A 17,312-nucleotide genomic window follows, 5' to 3' on the forward strand; every position below is an offset into this window, starting at 1 on the left:
TTTCAATTATAAAAAAATTGGAGGTAAATATGAAATACGAAAAATTAGCAAAAAATATTATAGAATATGTTGGTGGAAAAGAAAATATTAGGTCTGTAGTCCATTGTTCTACGAGACTTAGGTTTGAGTTGGTGGATGAAGCAAAGGCTAATGATGCAAAAGTTCAGGCCTTAAATGAAGTTTTAACTCTTGTTAAAAAATCAGGTCAATATCAATTAGTTATAGGAAATGATGTTGACAAGGTGTATCAAGAAATAGCAAATAATTTAAATATTAAGGCAGCAAAAGATACAGCAACAAAGGATGATAGGTCCCTTGTAGATAAAGTATTAAGTGCTATTACAGGATCTATTGCTCCAGTAATTCCATTATTAGCTGGTGTTGGTATAGGTAAAGTTCTTCTTTTAGTCTTAAGTTTAAGTGGAATTCTGGCTGAAGATTCCCAAACCTATATCATGCTCAAATTTATATTTGACACAGGTTTTTATTTTATGCCGGCCTTTATTGGGTTTTCAGCTGCTAAAAGATTCAATACGAACCAATACCTTGGTGCTTTTCTTGGTTTGTGCTTGGTAAATCCTGTTTGGATGGATATTGTTAAGGAAGGAGAAGTATTTAAGTTTTTAGGAATTAGCGTTCCTTTAGTTAAATACACATCAAGCTTAGTACCTGCTCTTATGGGTGTCTGGATAATGTCATATGTAGAGAAATATGTCAAAAAAATTGTTCCAGATATGGTTAAAGTATTTGCTGAACCATTACTAATAGCATTAATTATGATGCCTTTAACATTTGTAGTAATTGCTCCAATAGGAAACTTTATTTCATCCTTTGTCGCTAAGGGTTCAATGTTTTTATATGATAAGGTAGGAATGTTTGCAATAGCAATATTAGCTGCCGTATATCCATGGCTAGTATCTGTAGGAGTCCACAAGGCCTTAAGCCCAATTTCTATAACCCTTGTTGCAGAACAAGGATTCGATCCAGTTATAAGAGTAGTTGCACTTTGTTCAAATATGAGTCAAGCCGCTGCTTCCTTAGCAGTATCTGTAAAGACCAAAAATAAAAGTCTTAAATCACTGGCTTTTTCATCATCTGTTACAGCATTTCTTGGTGGTATTACAGAGCCAGCTATGTATGGTGTTAATTTAAAACTAAAAAAACCAATGTATGCTGCAATGATAGGAGCTTTTGTAGCAGGTATTTTTGCAGGTCTTGTAAAACTTAAAGCATTTATATATGTAACGCCAGGTATCCTATCCCTAGCAATGTGGGTATCAAAAGAAGAAAATTTCTTTTTAATGGCTATTTTAACCATGATAATAGCATCAGTTGTAACATTCATTGCTACATTAATTATTGGCTTTGATGATTCTGATTTTGCTGATGAAGAAAATAAAGATAAAGAAAAAAGTTCAATCATTGAGCCAAAAGATGTAGTACTTTATTCTCCTTGCGAAGGAACAGTTAAAAATATTGAAGATGTTGATGATAGCACTTTTTCAAGCAAGGTAATGGGGGATGGACTTGCTATTAAACCTAGTAAGGGTCTCCTAAAGTCCCCAGAAAACGCAGAAGTAACAGCAATATTTGATTCAGGACACGCCATATGTTTAAAATGTGATAATGGCATGGAAGTTTTGATTCACATAGGTATCGACACTGTAAACCTTAAAGGAGAAGGATTTAAAGTCTTAGTTGAGCAAGGGTCAAAGGTTAAAAAAGGTGATGATTTAATTAGGTTTGATATAGAAACTATAAATAATGCTGGCTATGATGATGATGTAATAATAGTCGTAACTAATTCCGATTTTTATAAAAAATTTGAAATCGAGAAAAATAGAAAAGTTAATTTTGAAGATGTTTTGTTGGGAGTTGAAAAATGAAATACGCAGATTTGCATATGCATACAAATCATTCTGATGGTGTATGTGATATAGAAGATGTTATAAAAGATGCTAAAGACCATGGTTTAAAAGTGATTGCTATAACCGACCACGATACTGTAAATCATTATGATGAGATTTACAAATACGGAAAAAAACATGACATAAAAATTATAAAGGGTGTAGAGATGAGCTGCTACGATTTTGATGTTTATAAAAAAGTGCATGTGGTTGGTCTTTGGCTAAATGATGAAACTCCAAATATAGAAAGGCTCTGTAATCATACCTTATACTGTAGAAATGAATACCATAAGGAACTTATAGAAAAGCTTAGGAAACAAGGCTATGATATAAGTTACCAAGACGCTAAGAAATTTTCTCCTTATTCTATAGTTTTTAAGATGAATATTTTCCAAGCCTTGAAAGAAAAATATCCTGAAGAAATGACTCCACAGAGGTATAAAGAATTATTTGCATCAAAAACTAGCAAAGAAACAGATATGAAAATGGGTTATATTGATGTAAAAGAAGGCATAGAAGCTATTTTGAAAGATGGAGGAATCCCTATAATAGCCCATCCATGTCAATACCGTAATTACTCTGAAATTGAGAAGTATGTTTCTTATGGACTTAAAGGTATAGAAATTAATCATTCCAAAATGAAGGCCGAGGATTACCCTCTAACTCAAGAATTTGCCAAAAAATTCAATTTATTAAAGAGCGGGGGAAGTGACTACCATAATCCTGAATTAATTACATTCGGTGAATTTGGATTAACAAAAGAAGAGTTTGAAGAACTTGAAAAGAAGGCTCTTGATTTTAAGAATAATAAATAATTAGATAAGAAAGTCCTAGCTGATTTTTATAAAAATAGCTAGGACTTTTTTTATTTGATTTCTTCGATAGAAATTTGGTTTTTAGTTTTTTCTCTTTCGCTCATTTTTTCATTATAACAAGCCCTGCATAAAGGTTCGTAAACATCCTCTGAACCTATTTGTATTCTTGAGTCTTCACTAGATTTCCTGTAAGAAGCCCAGGCGTCTTCGCCGCAAGAGGCACAGATGGCATGGTGCTTGATTAATTCATCTGCCAGGGGCATTATTTCTTTGATAATTTCAAAGGGTCTTGTTTTATAATCCATATCAAGGCCTGATACGACTATAGTGATATTTTTTGCCATTAGCTTGTTAAATATATCAACTACTTCAGTAGGATCGTTGGGAAAAAACTGAAGTTCGTCTATACCTATGGCATCTACTTCATTTTCCCTAACGTAATCTAGTATTTCATTTAAATTAGAAACTTTTTTTGCATCAAGGGATAGATTGTCGTGGGAAACTATTTTTTTGTCACTATCCCTATTATCAACTGATGGTTTAAAAGCGACGGTTTTATAGTTGGCAATTGTCATCCTATAAAGCTCTCTCCATAGGGAGGTGGTTTTACCGGAAAACATTGATCCCGTATGGACTATAAGTTTACCTTGTCTTTTGATCATTTTTTTAAACATTAAATTTAAACTCAACTACATCGCCATCTTGCATGATGTAGTCTTTACCTTCCATGCGGAGTTTGCCAGCTTCTTTAGCCTTAGCTTCACTACCGGCCTCTAGCAGATCATCATAGGATACTATATCTGCCATGATAAAGCCACGAGCTATATCTGAGTGAATTTTGCCTGCTGCATCTTGAGCTCGGGTACCCTTGGTTATTGTCCAAGCTCGGGTTTCAATTTCTCCTGTTGTTAAGAAGGAAATGAGGTTGAGGGTTTTATAAGAATCTCTTATTACCCTGTCTGTACCAGATTCACTTAGGCCAATCATTTCTAAAAATTCAGCTCTTTCTTCTTCTGTTTCAAGCTCTGATATTTCTTGCTCAATTTTAGCTGATACAACAGAAACTTCTGCACCTTCTTTTTTGGCAAAGTCTCTTACCATGTCTACATATTTGTTACTAGCACCATTATCGGCTGCATCTTCTTCGTTGACGTTGCATACATAGATAATTGGTTTAGTTGATAGTAGTTGGTAGCTTCTTAAGAGTTTTTTCTCTTCATCATTTAAATCAAGAATTCTGGCTGATTTACCTTCTTCAAGGACAGCTATTATTTTTTCTAAAACTTCTACTTCAGCTCTAGCACTTTTATCAGCCCTAGCAACCTTTCTTTTCTTTTCAAGCACCTTATCTACAAGTTCAAGGTCTGACAAAATAAGTTCTAGGTTGATTGTTTCAATATCTCTTAATGGATCTACTGAACCATCAACGTGGGTTACATTAGGATCATCAAAGCATCTTAGTACTTCTACTATAGCATCTGTTTCCCTGATATTTGATAGGAACTTATTTCCAAGTCCTTCGCCCTTGCTTGCTCCTTTTACAAGGCCTGCTATATCGTAAAATTCAACGACTGCTGGGACTATTTTTTTGCTATTACTCATTTTTGCAAGTACATTTAGTCTGTTGTCAGGTACATTTACCAGACCCACATTTGGATCTATGGTTGCAAATGGATAGTTTGCAATAAGGGCACCTGCTTTAGTTATGGCATTAAATAATGTTGACTTGCCAACATTAGGTAGGCCTACTATTCCTAGTTTCATCTTATTCACACTCTCTCTTTTTTTATTTTTATAACGATTATATTATAATGGATTTGGAGAAAAAATCAATCATTTAGCTTCTTATAAAAGATTTTAAGTCTGGTATAATGGAAGATAGAAATAATATCAAAGTAGGATAAAATATTATTATAGACTTAGGCAAGCTTTTGCCTAATAGAATTAAGAGGAGACAGGGATGAATATAAATAATAGATTAGAACAATTGAGATCTTTAATGAGAGATAGAAAAATTGATGCTTATATAGTTAGAACTTCTGACCCTCACCAATCAGAATACCTATCTGATTATTACAAAACTAGGGAATTTATTTCTGGTTTTACAGGTTCTGCTGGAACTGCAGTTATTACACTTAAAGAAGCAAGGATTTGGACGGATTCTAGGTATTTCTTACAAGCTCAAAAAGAGCTTGCCGCTTCTGAGTTTGAACTAATGAAGATGGGAGTTGAAGGTTATCCAACAGTATTAGAATACTTGGATGAAAATATAGCTGAATTTGGAAAAATCGGTTTTGATGGTGAATGCTATTCAGTAACAGCTTATAAGGATTTATCTGAAAATATGGGGTCTAGGGTTTTGGTATCAGACCTTGACTATATTTCTAAAATCTGGACTGATAGACCTAGTCTACCAAAGGATAAGGTTTGGATTCATGATGATAAGTTTAGCGGGCTAACCCTTAAGGATAAGATTGGTATTCTAAGAGAAAAAATGCTTGATAATAATTGTGATTATACTTTTATAGGAGCACCAGAAGATATCTGCTACCTACTAAATATCAGGGGCAATGATGTAGACTATAATCCGGTAGTGCTTTCTTATATGCTTGTTTCTAACGAGAAAATAAGTCTATGTATAGATAATGACAAACTTGATGGAAATGTGCGTGAATACCTAGAGGAAAATGGGGTTAGCATCTATTCTTACGAACATATTTACACCTTACTTAAAAATATCCCAGGTAAAAATAGTATTTACTTAGACCCATCTAGGACAAATGTGGCTATATATGATGCCATAAATTCAAATGTTAAAATAAGCCAAGGCATAAATCTATCAACTTATATGAAGGCTATAAAAACTGATAGCGAGTTAGAAAATATCAAAAAAGCCTATATTCTAGATGGGGTAAGTCTAGTGAAATTCTTTAACTGGCTAGAAGTTGGAGCTAGGACTGGCTCATTGAATGAACTAGCTGCATCTAATAAGCTCCATGATTTAAGATGTGAAAATGAAAGTTTTATAGAAGATTCTTTTGAAACTATAGCAGGTTATAAGGAAAATGCAGCAATAGTCCACTATGCACCTTCAAAAACTGGTTCTAAGACCATAAGAGATGAGGGCATGATCTTAGTAGACTCTGGTGGCCACTACAAGGAAGGAACTACAGATATAACAAGGACCCTTGCCTTAGGTAGTCTTAGGGAAGACGAAAAAACTGACTATACTTTAGTTTTAAAATCATTCTTAAGTTTATTCTTAGCTAGGTTTAAAAATAAAACTAAGGGGTCAAGGTTAGATGCGATAGCCAAATACCCACTATGGAAGGCAGGGAAAGACTTCTTCCACGGTACAGGTCACGGTGTAGGTTTTGTTCTTACTGTTCATGAAGGACCACAGGCTATTTCTGAAAGAAATGAAGAAGAGTTTGTAGAAAATATGACTACCTCAATAGAACCAGGTCTTTATATAGAAAATAGCCACGGTATTAGACTTGAAAATGAAGCCTATGTTACAAAGGCCTTTGATAATGAATTTGGTCATTTTTTAAAATTTGAAAGTCTAACCTATGTTCCACTTGATACTAGACCAATAAAAACAGAAATGCTAAGTACAGAAGAAATAGACTGGATTAATGCTTATAATAGAAAATGCTATGAACTTCTAAGTCCGCACCTTGAGGGTCACGATTTAGAATATTTGAAAGAGAGATGTAAGGAAATTTGAGTTGTAAAGAGCTTAAAGAAAAATTAAAAGACCTACCAGCCAAACCTGGGGTCTATATTATGAGAAATTCTGAAGGAAAGATAATCTACGTCGGCAAGGCGATTTCTCTAAAAAATAGGGTTAGACAATATTTTGATAATAATAAAAATAAGGGAGCTAAGGTTTTAGCTATGGTTAGCCATATTGCTGATTTTGAATATATAATAGTTCAAAATGAAGTAGAAGCCTTGGTTCTTGAGTCAAACCTAATTAAGAAAAATAGACCCAAGTACAATATCGTTTTAAGGGATGACAAACAATATCCCTATATAAAAATCAATAAAGAAAAATTTCCAAGAATACAAAAAGTAAGGCAGGTCCACAAGGACGGGGCAGATTATTTTGGCCCCTATCCAGATGCCTATGCTGTAAATGATGCGATTGATCTTTTTCATGATTATTATCCCTTTAGGACCTGCAACCTAAATTTCGACAAGGGACAAAGTCTAGAAAGACCCTGCTTAAATTATTTTATAAAAAAGTGCAAGGGTCCCTGTATAGGTGCAGAAGATGAAGAAAGATACCTAAGATATATGGATGATGTCAGAAAATTTCTTGATAAGAAGGATATGACCATTCCTAATAAGGTCTTAGAGAAAATGAACGAAGAAAGTAAGAAGCTTAATTTTGAGATGGCTGCTAAGTATAGGGATTATTATAGAGCCCTATCTATTATCTCTGAAAGACAATATGTTACTGAGACTACAGGCGAGGATGTGGATATAATTGCCATTAACAAGGGGATATCTATTATAGTTGCCCAGGTATTTTTTATGCGTAAGGGTCATATTGTAGATAGGGAGCATTTTATTATCAAAAATGACTTCGCTGAGAAGGAAGACGAAATCATATCTTCCTTTATCAAACAGTTTTATTTGGACTTACTTTTTGTTCCAAAAGAAATTCTTGTCCAAACCATGCCAAGTGATCTTGAAACTATTTCTGATTACCTAAGTCAAAAAAAGGGTTCTAAGGTTACAATCCATGAGCCTAAGCTTGGCAAGAAATTTGAACTTGTTACGATGGCTGCAAGGAATGCCCACGATATGAGGGTTAAGTATGAAAAAAGAATCGATAAAAAAGAGAGAAATAAATCATCAGGCTTAACCCAACTAAAAGAAGTCTTAAATCTAGAAAAAATAAATAGGATTGAGGCCTATGATATATCTAATACTTCTGGTGTGCAGTCTGTTGGATCCATGGTTGTTTTTGAAAATGGGATTTCAAGCCCTAAAGAATATAGGAAGTTTAAGATAAAGACAGTAGAAGGGCCAAATGACTACGCATCACTTAAGGAAGTTTTAACCCGTAGGTTTACAAATGCTAAAAAAGAAATTGCCAAGGGTAGTACCCATACTGGTTTTGGTAAACTTCCAGATTTAATCTTAATGGATGGTGGTAAGGGACAAGTAACTATTGCCAAGGAAGTTTTCAAGGAAATGGATATGGACATAGAAGTAGCAGGCCTAGTTAAAGATGATAAGCATACTACAAGGGGGATTATTTATAACAATGAGGAAATTCCAATAAAAAGAAAGGATCCAGTTTATAAACTAATCTACGAAATCCAAGAAGAAGCCCATAGGTTTGCCATAAATTATCATAGGTCACTAATGAGAAAGTCTATGAAAAAATCAGAACTTGATGAGATAAAGGGAGTAGGTAAAAAAACTAAGACCAACCTTTATAAGCATTTTAAGACTATAAATAATATGAAAAAAGCGAGCGTTGAAGAGCTTATGGAAGTGCCCTTGGTTGGCAAGGAAGCTGCCCTTGAAATATATAAGTATTTTAGGTTGAAAGGATAGGTATGACAGAAGTTAATAACATAAATGATAAGAGCGATGAGATAATAGAAGTAAATTCAGGAGTGGAAGAAAAAACCATAAAGCTTCATAAGGTTGTAGAAAATTTGGGGCTAGAAATTATAAGCCAATCTACAGATTATTATGAAATTGACCTAGAGAATGCAGATGTTAATAGGCCAGGTCTTCAGTTTACTGGATACATGGAAGAATTTCCTTATAAGAGGCTTCAGGTTATTGGCTCTGTAGAGTTTAATTACCTAACAAGTCTTGATAGCAAGATGCAGTATGAGAGGTTTAGGGGGATTTTATCCTATGACATACCTGCGGTTATTTTTTCTTATAATAGGGAATTAAATAATGATATAGTGGACTTGGCTAGGTATTATAATATCACTCTTTTAAGATCTCCTGCCAAGACAACAAAATTAATTTCAGATATATCCGACCAACTTGAGTACCAACTAGCCCCTACTACAAATGTTCACGGTGAACTTCTAGAAGTTTATGGTGTGGGAATATTAATCATGGGTAAGTCTTCTGTTGGTAAGTCAGAAACAGCCCTTGAGCTTGTTTCAAGGGGGCACAGGCTTGTTGCAGATGATATGGTTGATATAACTGCTATAGATAAAAAAATAATAGGGGAGGCCCCAGAAAATATTAGGCACTTTATGGAACTTAGGGGTCTTGGTATTATAAATGTACGTAGGCTTTATGGTTCGGGTGCTATTAAGTTACAAAGTGAGGTTGACTTGGTAATAGAGCTTGAACAGTGGAAGGATGATTATGAATACGATAGGCTTGGTATAGATGAGCACTATATTGAGCTTTTAGGCATAAAACTTCCACACTTGGTTGTGCCAGTTAGGGCAGGTAGAAATTTAAGCTTAATCATAGAAGTAGCAGCGATGAACCAAAGAGAAAAGGCCTTTGGTTACAATGCAGCTAAGGTTATGACTGATAGCATTTTCCACTCAGAAAGACTAGATGATAATATAGAAAAATAGGAGCATGGCTTCTATTTTTTTATGCATAAATATTTGTCAAGGATAACTTTTTCCTATATAAAGGTGGAGAGGGAAAACCTCGAATAAAGTTTCTTTTATTTAATAAATATAGAGGAAGGTAAAAAATGACAATTAAAAGAGCAAAAAAACAATGGACTAAAATACTGCGGCAGCACATATTTCCTATGCCTTTACCGAAGTAGCAACTATATTTCCAATAACACCATCATCACCAATGCCTGAGTGCATAGATGTTTGGGCAGCCAATGGTAGAAAAAATATCTTCAGTAAGGAAGTTACAGTTAAAGAAATGGAATCTGAAGGTGAAGCAGCTGGAGCTATGCACGGTGCACTTGGCGCTGGAGCACTTACAACTACATATTCATCAAGCCAAGGACTCTTACTTATGATTCCAAACCTATATAAGATAGCGGGAGAACGTCTTCCAGGTGTATTCCATATAGATGCAAGAACTTTAGCAACTCACGCCCTATCAATTTATGGTGACCACTCAGATGTAATGGCCGTCAGACAAACTGGTGTAGCTATGATTGCTGCAAACTCTGTTCAAGAGGTAATGGACCTTGGAGCTGTCGCTCACTTATCTGCAATAAAAGCACGTGTTCCATTCTTACACTTCTTTGATGCCTTTAGGACAAGTCACGAAATTCAAAAAATTGATGTTTGGGATTATAAAGACCTGGCACCACTTGTTGATTATGACCAAGTTAAGAAGTTTAAAAATACTTCATTAAACCCAGAAAGACCAAAAACTATGGGTACAGCCCAAAAGAATATTTTCTTCCAAGCAACAGAAGCATCTAATACAATTTATGAATAGCTTCCTGGAATAGTAGAAGATTATATGAATAAAATCAATGAATTAATTGGAACAGACTATGGTCTATTTAATTACTATAGTGGTCCGAGGCTGATAGGATTCTTGTGGCTATGGGTTCTTGCTGCCAAGCTATTAGAGAAGCTATAGATGAACTAAGGAAAAAAGGCGAAAAAGTTGGTCTTGTTGAGGTTCACTTATTTAGACCATTCTCTAAAGACCACCTACTTAAATTTATACCAAAAACTGTTAAGAAGATAGCAGTGTTAGACAGAACCAAAGAAAAAGGCGCAGAAGGTGAACCACTATACAAAGATGTAGTAACAGCTTTCTATGATGAAGAAAATAAGCCTGAAATTATAGGTGGTAGGTTTGGACTTGGATCTAAGGATACTATCCCTGCAGATATAGAAGCTGCCTTTGATAACCTCAAAGGAGAAATGAAAAAGGACTTCACACTAGCAATTCATGATGATGTAACTCATAAATCTCTTGAAAGAACTGACCTAAGAATAAGGCATGAAGGTGAATCAAGATGTAAATTCTGGGGCTTTGGTTCTGATGGTACTGTAGGTGCTAATAAAGAAGCTATCAAAATTATAGGTGATAACACAGACATGTATGTTCAAGCCTATTTTGACTATGACTCTAAAAAATCAGGTGGTCTAACAGTTTCTCACTTAAGATTTGGTAAGGACCCAATACTTTCAACCTACCTACTAGACGAAGCTGACTTTATATCTTGTTCAAAACAAGCCTGTGTATTTAACTATGACCTTCTTGAAGGACTAAAAGACGAAGGAGTTTTCTTATTAAATACAGTTTGGTCAAAAGAAGAATTATAAGAGCGCTTACCAGGATCAATGAAGAGATACTTAGCTAAGCACAATATAAATTTCTATATAATAGATGCCAGCCACATAGATGAAGATATTGGTCTAGGCTCTAGAACAAATATGATTATGCAATCAGCCTTCTTTAACCTAACCAAGGTAATAGATACAGATGATGCTATGAAGTACCTAAAAGACTCTATAGTAAAATCTTATGGCCACAAGGGTGAAGATATAGTAGATATGGGAGCTAGCGCTTACGAAAAAATAGATATACCAGAATCTTGGCTAAATGCTAAAGATGAAGAAAAAGAAGAAGTAGAGCTTCCTGATTTTATCAAAAATATTGTAAAACCTATGGAAGAACAAAAAGAAGATGAAATTCCAGTTTCAGCTTTCAAAGATATAGACAACGGAGAATGGGAGACTGCTACGACCCAATACGAAAAAAGAGGGGTTGCTCTAAATGTTCCTGAGTGGCAAATAGATAAGTGTATCCAATGTAACCAGTGTTCATTTGTTTGTCCACATGCAGTAATTAGACCATTCTTAGTAACAGAAGAAGAAAAAGCAAAGGCCCCAGCAGGCTTTGAAACTAAAAAAGCGATAGGTAAGGGTATGGAAGGATATGATTTTAGAATTCAAATCTCTCCACTTAATTGTACAGGATGTGGAAACTGCGCTGATATTTGTCCAGCTCCAGAAAAAGCTCTCCTAATGAAACCTTTCGAAGAAGAAGTAGAAAAACAAAAAGATAACTGGACTTATGCTCACGAAGTAGTTGGTTATAAAAAAGATGTAATGGACGATTCTTCTGTAAAGGGTAGCCAATTTAAGAGACCACTTCTTGAATTTTCTGGTGCATGTGCAGGATGTGGAGAAACACCTTATGCAACAGTAATAACTCAATTATTCGGTGATAGGATGCTAATAGCCAACGCTTCTGGTTGTTCATCAATCTGGGGAGCAAGCGCACCATCAGTATCCTATGCTAAAAACTGCGAAGGTAAGGGTCCATCATGGGCAAACTCACTATTTTAGGATAATGCTGAGTACGGCTATGGTATGAAACTTGCAACAGATTCTAATAAGTACCTACTAGAAGTATATATGAAAGAATTTTTAGACCTTAAACTTGATAGTTCATTAAATAAGGCGTTTGAAAATTGGACTCGCAATAAAGATGATGTAAGAGGTACTAAGGAAGCAACTGCAGAAATCTTAAATTTAAAAGATGAAACAGTAGACGATGAAAAAGGTAAGGACCTTATAGAAAAAATCTTTGATCTAAAAGATTACCTAATTAAAAAATCTGTTTGGATTTTTGGTGGTGACGGTTGGTCTTATGATATAGGTTACGGCGGATTAGACCACGTATTAGCAAGTGGTGAGGATGTAAATGTTCTAGTATTTGATACAGAAGTTTATTCAAACACTGGTGGTCAAAGCTCAAAGGCAACACCTCTTTCAGCAGTAGCTCAATTTGCAGCCTCTGGTAAAAAGGTAAGAAAGAAAGACCTAGGTCTAATGCTATCTACCTATGGTTATATCTATGTAGCCCAAGTAGCTATGGGAGAAAACAAAATCAATGCTTAAAGGCTATGAGAGAAGCTGAAAGTTATGATGGACCATCAATCATAATAGCCTACGCTCCATGTATAAACCATGGTATCAGAGTAGGTATGGGCAAATCACAATACAGAGAAAAACAAGCTGTAGATGCTGGATACTGGCACTTATGGAGATATGACCCAAGACTTGAAGATGAAGGTAAAAATCCATTCTAATTAGACTCCAAGGAACCAAAGGAATCCTTCCAAGAATTTATCCAAGGAGAGGTAAGATACTCATCACTAAAGAGATCTTTCCCAGAAACAGCTGACCAGATTTATGAAGAAGCAGAAAAAGCAGCCAAGGCAAGATACAATACTTATAAGAGACTGGCAGGAAAATAATTTCAAATCCGGAAACAGGCTTAGGCTTGCTTCTTTTTTTGTTTCTATAATTTATCAAAATAAGGCGTTATTCAATTAAGAGTTGAATGTGAGAATATTTATGCATTTTAGTCCGCTAAATAAAAGACTTGTTTCCGAGAAATGAATAAACAATAAGGAGTAAAAGACGGGTTGAAATAGATAAAAAATAAATGGTATGAATAAAACATGAAAATATTTTCTTTTTCTCTTGACAAAAATTAAAATTTTATTTATACTATTATTAGTGTTAATGATAATTGTTTATAATAATTTTAGGAGGTCTAGATGACAGTTACTAGAGCAATGAAGACAATGGATGGTAACACAGCAGCAGCGCACGTATCATATGCGTTTACTGATGTAGCTACTATATATCCAATCACACCTTCTTCACCAATGCCAGAAAGCGTTGACGTATGGGCAGCAAACGGACGTAAAAACTTATTTGGTCAAGAAGTTAAAGTAAAAGAAATGCAATCAGAAGCAGGTGCAGCAGCAGCTATGCACGGTTCACTTGCAGCAGGAGCACTAACAAGTACATATACTGCAAGTCAGGGTCTATTATTAATGATTCCTAACATGTATAAAATTGCTGGTGAAAGATTACCAGGTGTATTCCACGTATCTGCAAGAACAGTAGCAACACATGCCCTATCAATCTATGGTGACCATTCAGACGTAATGGCAGCAAGACAAACAGGTTGTGCTATGCTTGTATCTAACTCAGTTCAAGAAGTAATGGACCTATCACCAGTAGCTCACTTAGCTTCTATAGAAGGTAGACTACCATTTATCAATTTCTTTGATGGATTTAGAACAAGTCACGAAATCCAAAAGGTAGCAGTTTGGGACTACAAAGACCTAGCTCCAATGCTTGACTACGAAGCAGTAGAAGAATTCAAAAACCGTTCACTTAACCCAGAAAGACCAAAACACATGGGTACAGCTGAAAAGAATATCTTCTTCCAAAGAACTGAAGCAAGCAACCACGCTTATACAGACATTGTTGGTATTGTAGAAAACTACATGAACCAAATCAATGAACTAATCGACACAGACTACAGTCTATTCAACTACTATGGTGCTGATGATGCAGAAAATATCATCGTTGCTATGGGTTCAGTTTGTCAAACAGCTAGAGAAACAATCGACGTTCTACTAGAAGAAGGTAGAAAAGTTGGTATGGTAGAAGTTCACTTATTCAGACCATTCTCTAAAGAACACTTACTAAAAGCAATACCTGCTTCAGTTAAGAAGATAGCTGTTCTTGACAGAACAAAAGAAAAAGGCTCTGTAGGAAGCCCACTTTACTTAGATGTTAAAGCAAGCTACTATGATGAAGAAGAAAGACCACTTATAACTGGCGGTATCTTCGGACTTTCATCAAAAGATACAATCCCAGCAGATATTAAGGCTGTATTTGACAACCTTGACCAAGATGAACCAAAACACGAGTTTACATTATCAATTACTGATGATGTTACTAATAAATCTCTTCCAAGAGATGACTTCAAAGTTAGACATGAAGGTACAAGTAGATGTAAATTCTGGGGATTCGGTTCTGATGGTACAGTAGGTGCTAACAAACAAGCTATTAAGATAATCGGTGATAACACAGACATGTATGCTCAAGGTTACTTCGATTATGACTCTAAAAAATCAGGTGGTCTAACCGTATCTCACTTAAGATTTGGTGAAGAACCAATCCTATCAACATACCTATTAGACGAAGCTGACTTTATTTCATGTTCAAAACAAGCTTACGTTAACCAATATGACCTATTAGCAGGTATTAAAGAAGGCGGTACATTCCTACTTAATACAGTATGGTCAGAAGAAGAACTTAAAGAACACCTTCCAGCTAAGATGAAGAGAGTTCTTGCTGAAAAGAACGTAAACTTCTACATCTTAGATGCAAGCCATATTGCTCAAAATATTGGTCTTGGTGGAAGAACAAACATGATCATGCAATCTGCATTCTTCAACCTAACAAAAGTTATACCAGTAGAAGATGCTGTTAAATTCCTAAAAGAATCAATAGTTAAATCTTATGGTCACAAGGGTGAAGATATTGTAAACATGAACTATAAAGCAGTAGACAAAGGTCTTAATGCTCCAGTTAAGGTAGAAGTACCTGCTGAATGGAAAGACGCTGTTGATGAAGTTAAAGAAGAAAAGGAACTTCCAGAATTCATCAAAAGCATCGTTAAACCAATGCTTGAACAAAAAGAAGACGATATTCCAGTATCTGCTTTTGAAGGTATTGAAAATGGTGAATTTGAATCAGGTACAACTCAATACGAAAAGAGAGGTGTAGCTCTTAACGTACCAGAATGGCAAATAGATAATTGTATCCAATGTAACCAATGTTCATACGTTTGTCCACACGCTGTTATCAGACCATTCCTAGTAACAGAAGAAGAAAAAGCAAACGCACCAGAAGGCTTTGAAACTAAAAAAGCAATTGGTAAGGGCATGGATGGATACGAATTTAGAATCCAAATTTCTCCACTAGACTGTACAGGATGTGGTAACTGTGCTGATGTATGTCCAGCTCCAGAAAAAGCTCTTCTAATGAAACCATTCGAAGAAGAAGTTGAAAAAGAAAAAGAACACTGGACATATGCTCACGAAGTAGTTGGCTACAAAGAAGATGTTATGGATGATATGACTCTTAAGGGAAGCCAATTTAAACAACCATTATTCGAATTCTCTGGCGCATGCGCTGGTTGTGGTGAAACACCTTATGCTAAATTAATCACACAATTATATGGTGATAGAATGTATATAGCTAACGCTACTGGTTGTTCTTCAATCTGGGGAGCATCTGCACCAGCTATGTCATATACAAAGAACCTTGCATCAGGTAAGGGTCCAGCTTGGGGTAACTCACTATTTGAAGATGCTGCAGAATACGGATATGGTATGAAACTTGCAGCTGAAGCAAATACACACCTACTTGAAGATAACATGAACAAGTTCCTAGAACTAGGTCTTGAATCTGAATATAACGATGCATTTAAAGCATGGTTAGAAGGGAAAGATGATGTAAAGGCTTCTAAAGAAGCTGCAGCAGCTATCTTAAACGTTAAAGAAGAAGTAGAAGGCGAAGACGCTAATAAATATCTAAACAACATCCTTAAACTAAAAGACTACATGATCAAAAAATCTGTATGGATCTTCGGTGGTGACGGATGGAGCTACGATATCGGATTTGGCGGAGTTGACCACGTACTAGCAAGTGGTGAAAACATCAATATCTTCGTATTCGATACAGAAGTTTACTCAAACACTGGTGGACAATCTTCTAAAGCTACACCATTATCAGCAGTAGCACAATTTGCTGCAGCAGGTAAAAAGGTTAGAAAGAAAGACCTTGGTCTAATGATGACTTCTTATGGTTATATCTACGTAGCTCAAGTTGCTATGGGTGCTAACCAAAACCAAACTCTAAAAGCTATTAAAGAAGCTGAAAGCTATGATGGACCGTCTATCATAATCGCTTACGCTCCATGTATTAACCACGGTATCAGAATTGGTATGGGTAAATCACAATACAGAGAAAAACAAGCTGTAGAAGCTGGTTACTGGCACTTATGGAGATTTGACCCAAGACTTGCTGACGAGGGCAAAAATCCATTCCAACTTGACTCCAAGGAACCAAAGGAATCCTTTCAAGAATTTATCCAAGGAGAGGTAAGATACTCATCACTTAAGAAATCATTCCCAGAAACAGCTGATGAGCTTTACCAAGAAGCTGAAAAAGCTGCTAAGGAAAGATACGAATCTTACAAAAAATTAGCTAATAAATAAAAATATAAGTAGATAAATGTTATAAGCAGGAAAAAATCGCCGATAATGGCGATTTTTTCTTTGCAAAAATACATAATTTTTATATGAAGTTTCGATATAATGCCATTATAGGTGTCAATAATTTATCAGCATGACAAAATTATGGTATAATAAAATAAAATGGATATATACTGTTAATACACTTTGGAGGTATTATGACGATCAGATATGTAAATAATTTAGGAAAAATAACAATCGATGATTCTGTAATAGCAAATATTGCTGTAGCAAGTGTTATGCAATCTTATGGGGTTGTAGGTCTTGCATCCAGATCTGCTAAGGATGGCATATATAAGCTTCTTGGAGTTAACAATATGCAAAGAGGCGTTGAGATTATTAGGAGAGATAACGGTACAGTAGCAGTCTATATTTCCCTATTTTTAGAATATGGAATAAGAATACCTGTAGTATGTCAAAATATAATCGAAAATGTTAAATATAATATTGAAAAATCTTTGAATGTTAATGTTTCAGAAGTAAATATCTATGTTCAAGGAATCAATAGATAGG

Annotated in this window: 9 protein-coding genes and 1 pseudogene; 8 read left to right on the forward strand and 2 right to left on the reverse strand. The window is 35.2% G+C overall.

The features are described from left to right. Positions 1 to 29: 29 nt before the first annotated feature. Positions 30 to 1,886 (forward strand): beta-glucoside-specific PTS transporter subunit IIABC, encoded by a 1,857-nt coding sequence (locus Q0410_RS03500; protein ID WP_299032873.1) that lies wholly within the window; start codon positions 30 to 32, stop codon positions 1,884 to 1,886. Continuing rightward, positions 1,883 to 2,722: a PHP domain-containing protein gene (locus Q0410_RS03505; RefSeq protein WP_299032874.1), complete on the forward strand. Its 840-nt coding sequence runs from the start codon at positions 1,883 to 1,885 to the stop codon at positions 2,720 to 2,722. The genes Q0410_RS03500 and Q0410_RS03505 overlap by 4 nt, the downstream gene beginning before the upstream one ends. A gap of 50 nt (positions 2,723 to 2,772) precedes the next feature. On the opposite strand, the gene Q0410_RS03510 is transcribed toward Q0410_RS03505, so the two are convergent. Continuing rightward, the gene (locus tag Q0410_RS03510) at positions 2,773 to 3,396 is read right to left on the reverse strand and encodes a thymidine kinase (RefSeq protein WP_299033017.1); all 624 of its coding nucleotides are present in this window, start codon (positions 3,394 to 3,396) and stop codon (positions 2,773 to 2,775) included. After that, complete coding sequence (gene ychF, locus Q0410_RS03515; RefSeq protein WP_299033019.1) at positions 3,389 to 4,486, reverse strand: redox-regulated ATPase YchF; 1,098 nt, start codon at positions 4,484 to 4,486, stop codon at positions 3,389 to 3,391. Before ychF ends, Q0410_RS03510 begins: the two co-directional genes overlap by 8 nt. Positions 4,487 to 4,682: 196 nt before the next feature. On the opposite strand from ychF, the gene Q0410_RS03520 reads away from it, so the two are divergent. From Q0410_RS03520 to Q0410_RS03545, 6 genes and pseudogenes are all read left to right on the forward strand, one after another. After that, a complete protein-coding gene (locus Q0410_RS03520; RefSeq protein ID WP_299032875.1) occupies positions 4,683 to 6,452 on the forward strand; it encodes an aminopeptidase P family protein in 1,770 nt (589 codons plus the stop codon). Further along, complete coding sequence (gene uvrC, locus Q0410_RS03525; protein WP_299032876.1) at positions 6,449 to 8,299, forward strand: excinuclease ABC subunit UvrC; 1,851 nt, start codon at positions 6,449 to 6,451, stop codon at positions 8,297 to 8,299. The genes Q0410_RS03520 and uvrC overlap by 4 nt, the downstream gene beginning before the upstream one ends. 2 nt (positions 8,300 to 8,301) lie before the next feature. After that, entirely contained in the window at positions 8,302 to 9,303 is a 1,002-nt protein-coding gene (gene hprK, locus Q0410_RS03530) for an HPr(Ser) kinase/phosphatase (RefSeq protein ID WP_299032877.1), read from the forward strand. A gap of 125 nt (positions 9,304 to 9,428) precedes the next feature. After that, positions 9,429 to 12,929 (forward strand): annotated as a pseudogene (gene nifJ / locus Q0410_RS03535) (pyruvate:ferredoxin (flavodoxin) oxidoreductase). Positions 12,930 to 13,235: 306 nt separating this feature from the next. Next, entirely contained in the window at positions 13,236 to 16,763 is a 3,528-nt protein-coding gene (gene nifJ / locus Q0410_RS03540) for a pyruvate:ferredoxin (flavodoxin) oxidoreductase (RefSeq protein WP_299032878.1), read from the forward strand. 194 nt (positions 16,764 to 16,957) lie between these two features. Then, positions 16,958 to 17,311, forward strand: a complete 354-nt coding sequence (locus Q0410_RS03545; protein WP_299032879.1) for an Asp23/Gls24 family envelope stress response protein — start codon at positions 16,958 to 16,960, stop codon at positions 17,309 to 17,311. The last annotated feature ends 1 nt before the right edge of the window (position 17,312 follow it).

It is taken from the genome of uncultured Anaerococcus sp., assembly GCF_937934665.1.
Taxonomy (GTDB): Bacteria; Bacillota; Clostridia; order Tissierellales; family Peptoniphilaceae; genus Anaerococcus.

Excerpts from the sequence above, each read along its gene's own strand:
- Q0410_RS03510 (WP_299033017.1), bottom strand. The coding sequence starts at position 3,396 with ATGTTTAAAAAAATGATCAAAAGACAAGGTAAACTTATAGTCCATACG.
- Q0410_RS03500 (WP_299032873.1), top strand. The coding sequence starts at position 30 with ATGAAATACGAAAAATTAGCAAAAAATATTATAGAATATGTTGGTGGA.
- Q0410_RS03505 (WP_299032874.1), top strand. The coding sequence starts at position 1,883 with ATGAAATACGCAGATTTGCATATGCATACAAATCATTCTGATGGTGTA.
- Q0410_RS03545 (WP_299032879.1), top strand. The coding sequence starts at position 16,958 with ATGACGATCAGATATGTAAATAATTTAGGAAAAATAACAATCGATGAT.
- ychF (WP_299033019.1), bottom strand. The coding sequence starts at position 4,486 with ATGAAACTAGGAATAGTAGGCCTACCTAATGTTGGCAAGTCAACATTA.
- hprK (WP_299032877.1), top strand. The coding sequence starts at position 8,302 with ATGACAGAAGTTAATAACATAAATGATAAGAGCGATGAGATAATAGAA.
- Q0410_RS03520 (WP_299032875.1), top strand. The coding sequence starts at position 4,683 with ATGAATATAAATAATAGATTAGAACAATTGAGATCTTTAATGAGAGAT.
- nifJ (WP_299032878.1), top strand. The coding sequence starts at position 13,236 with ATGACAGTTACTAGAGCAATGAAGACAATGGATGGTAACACAGCAGCA.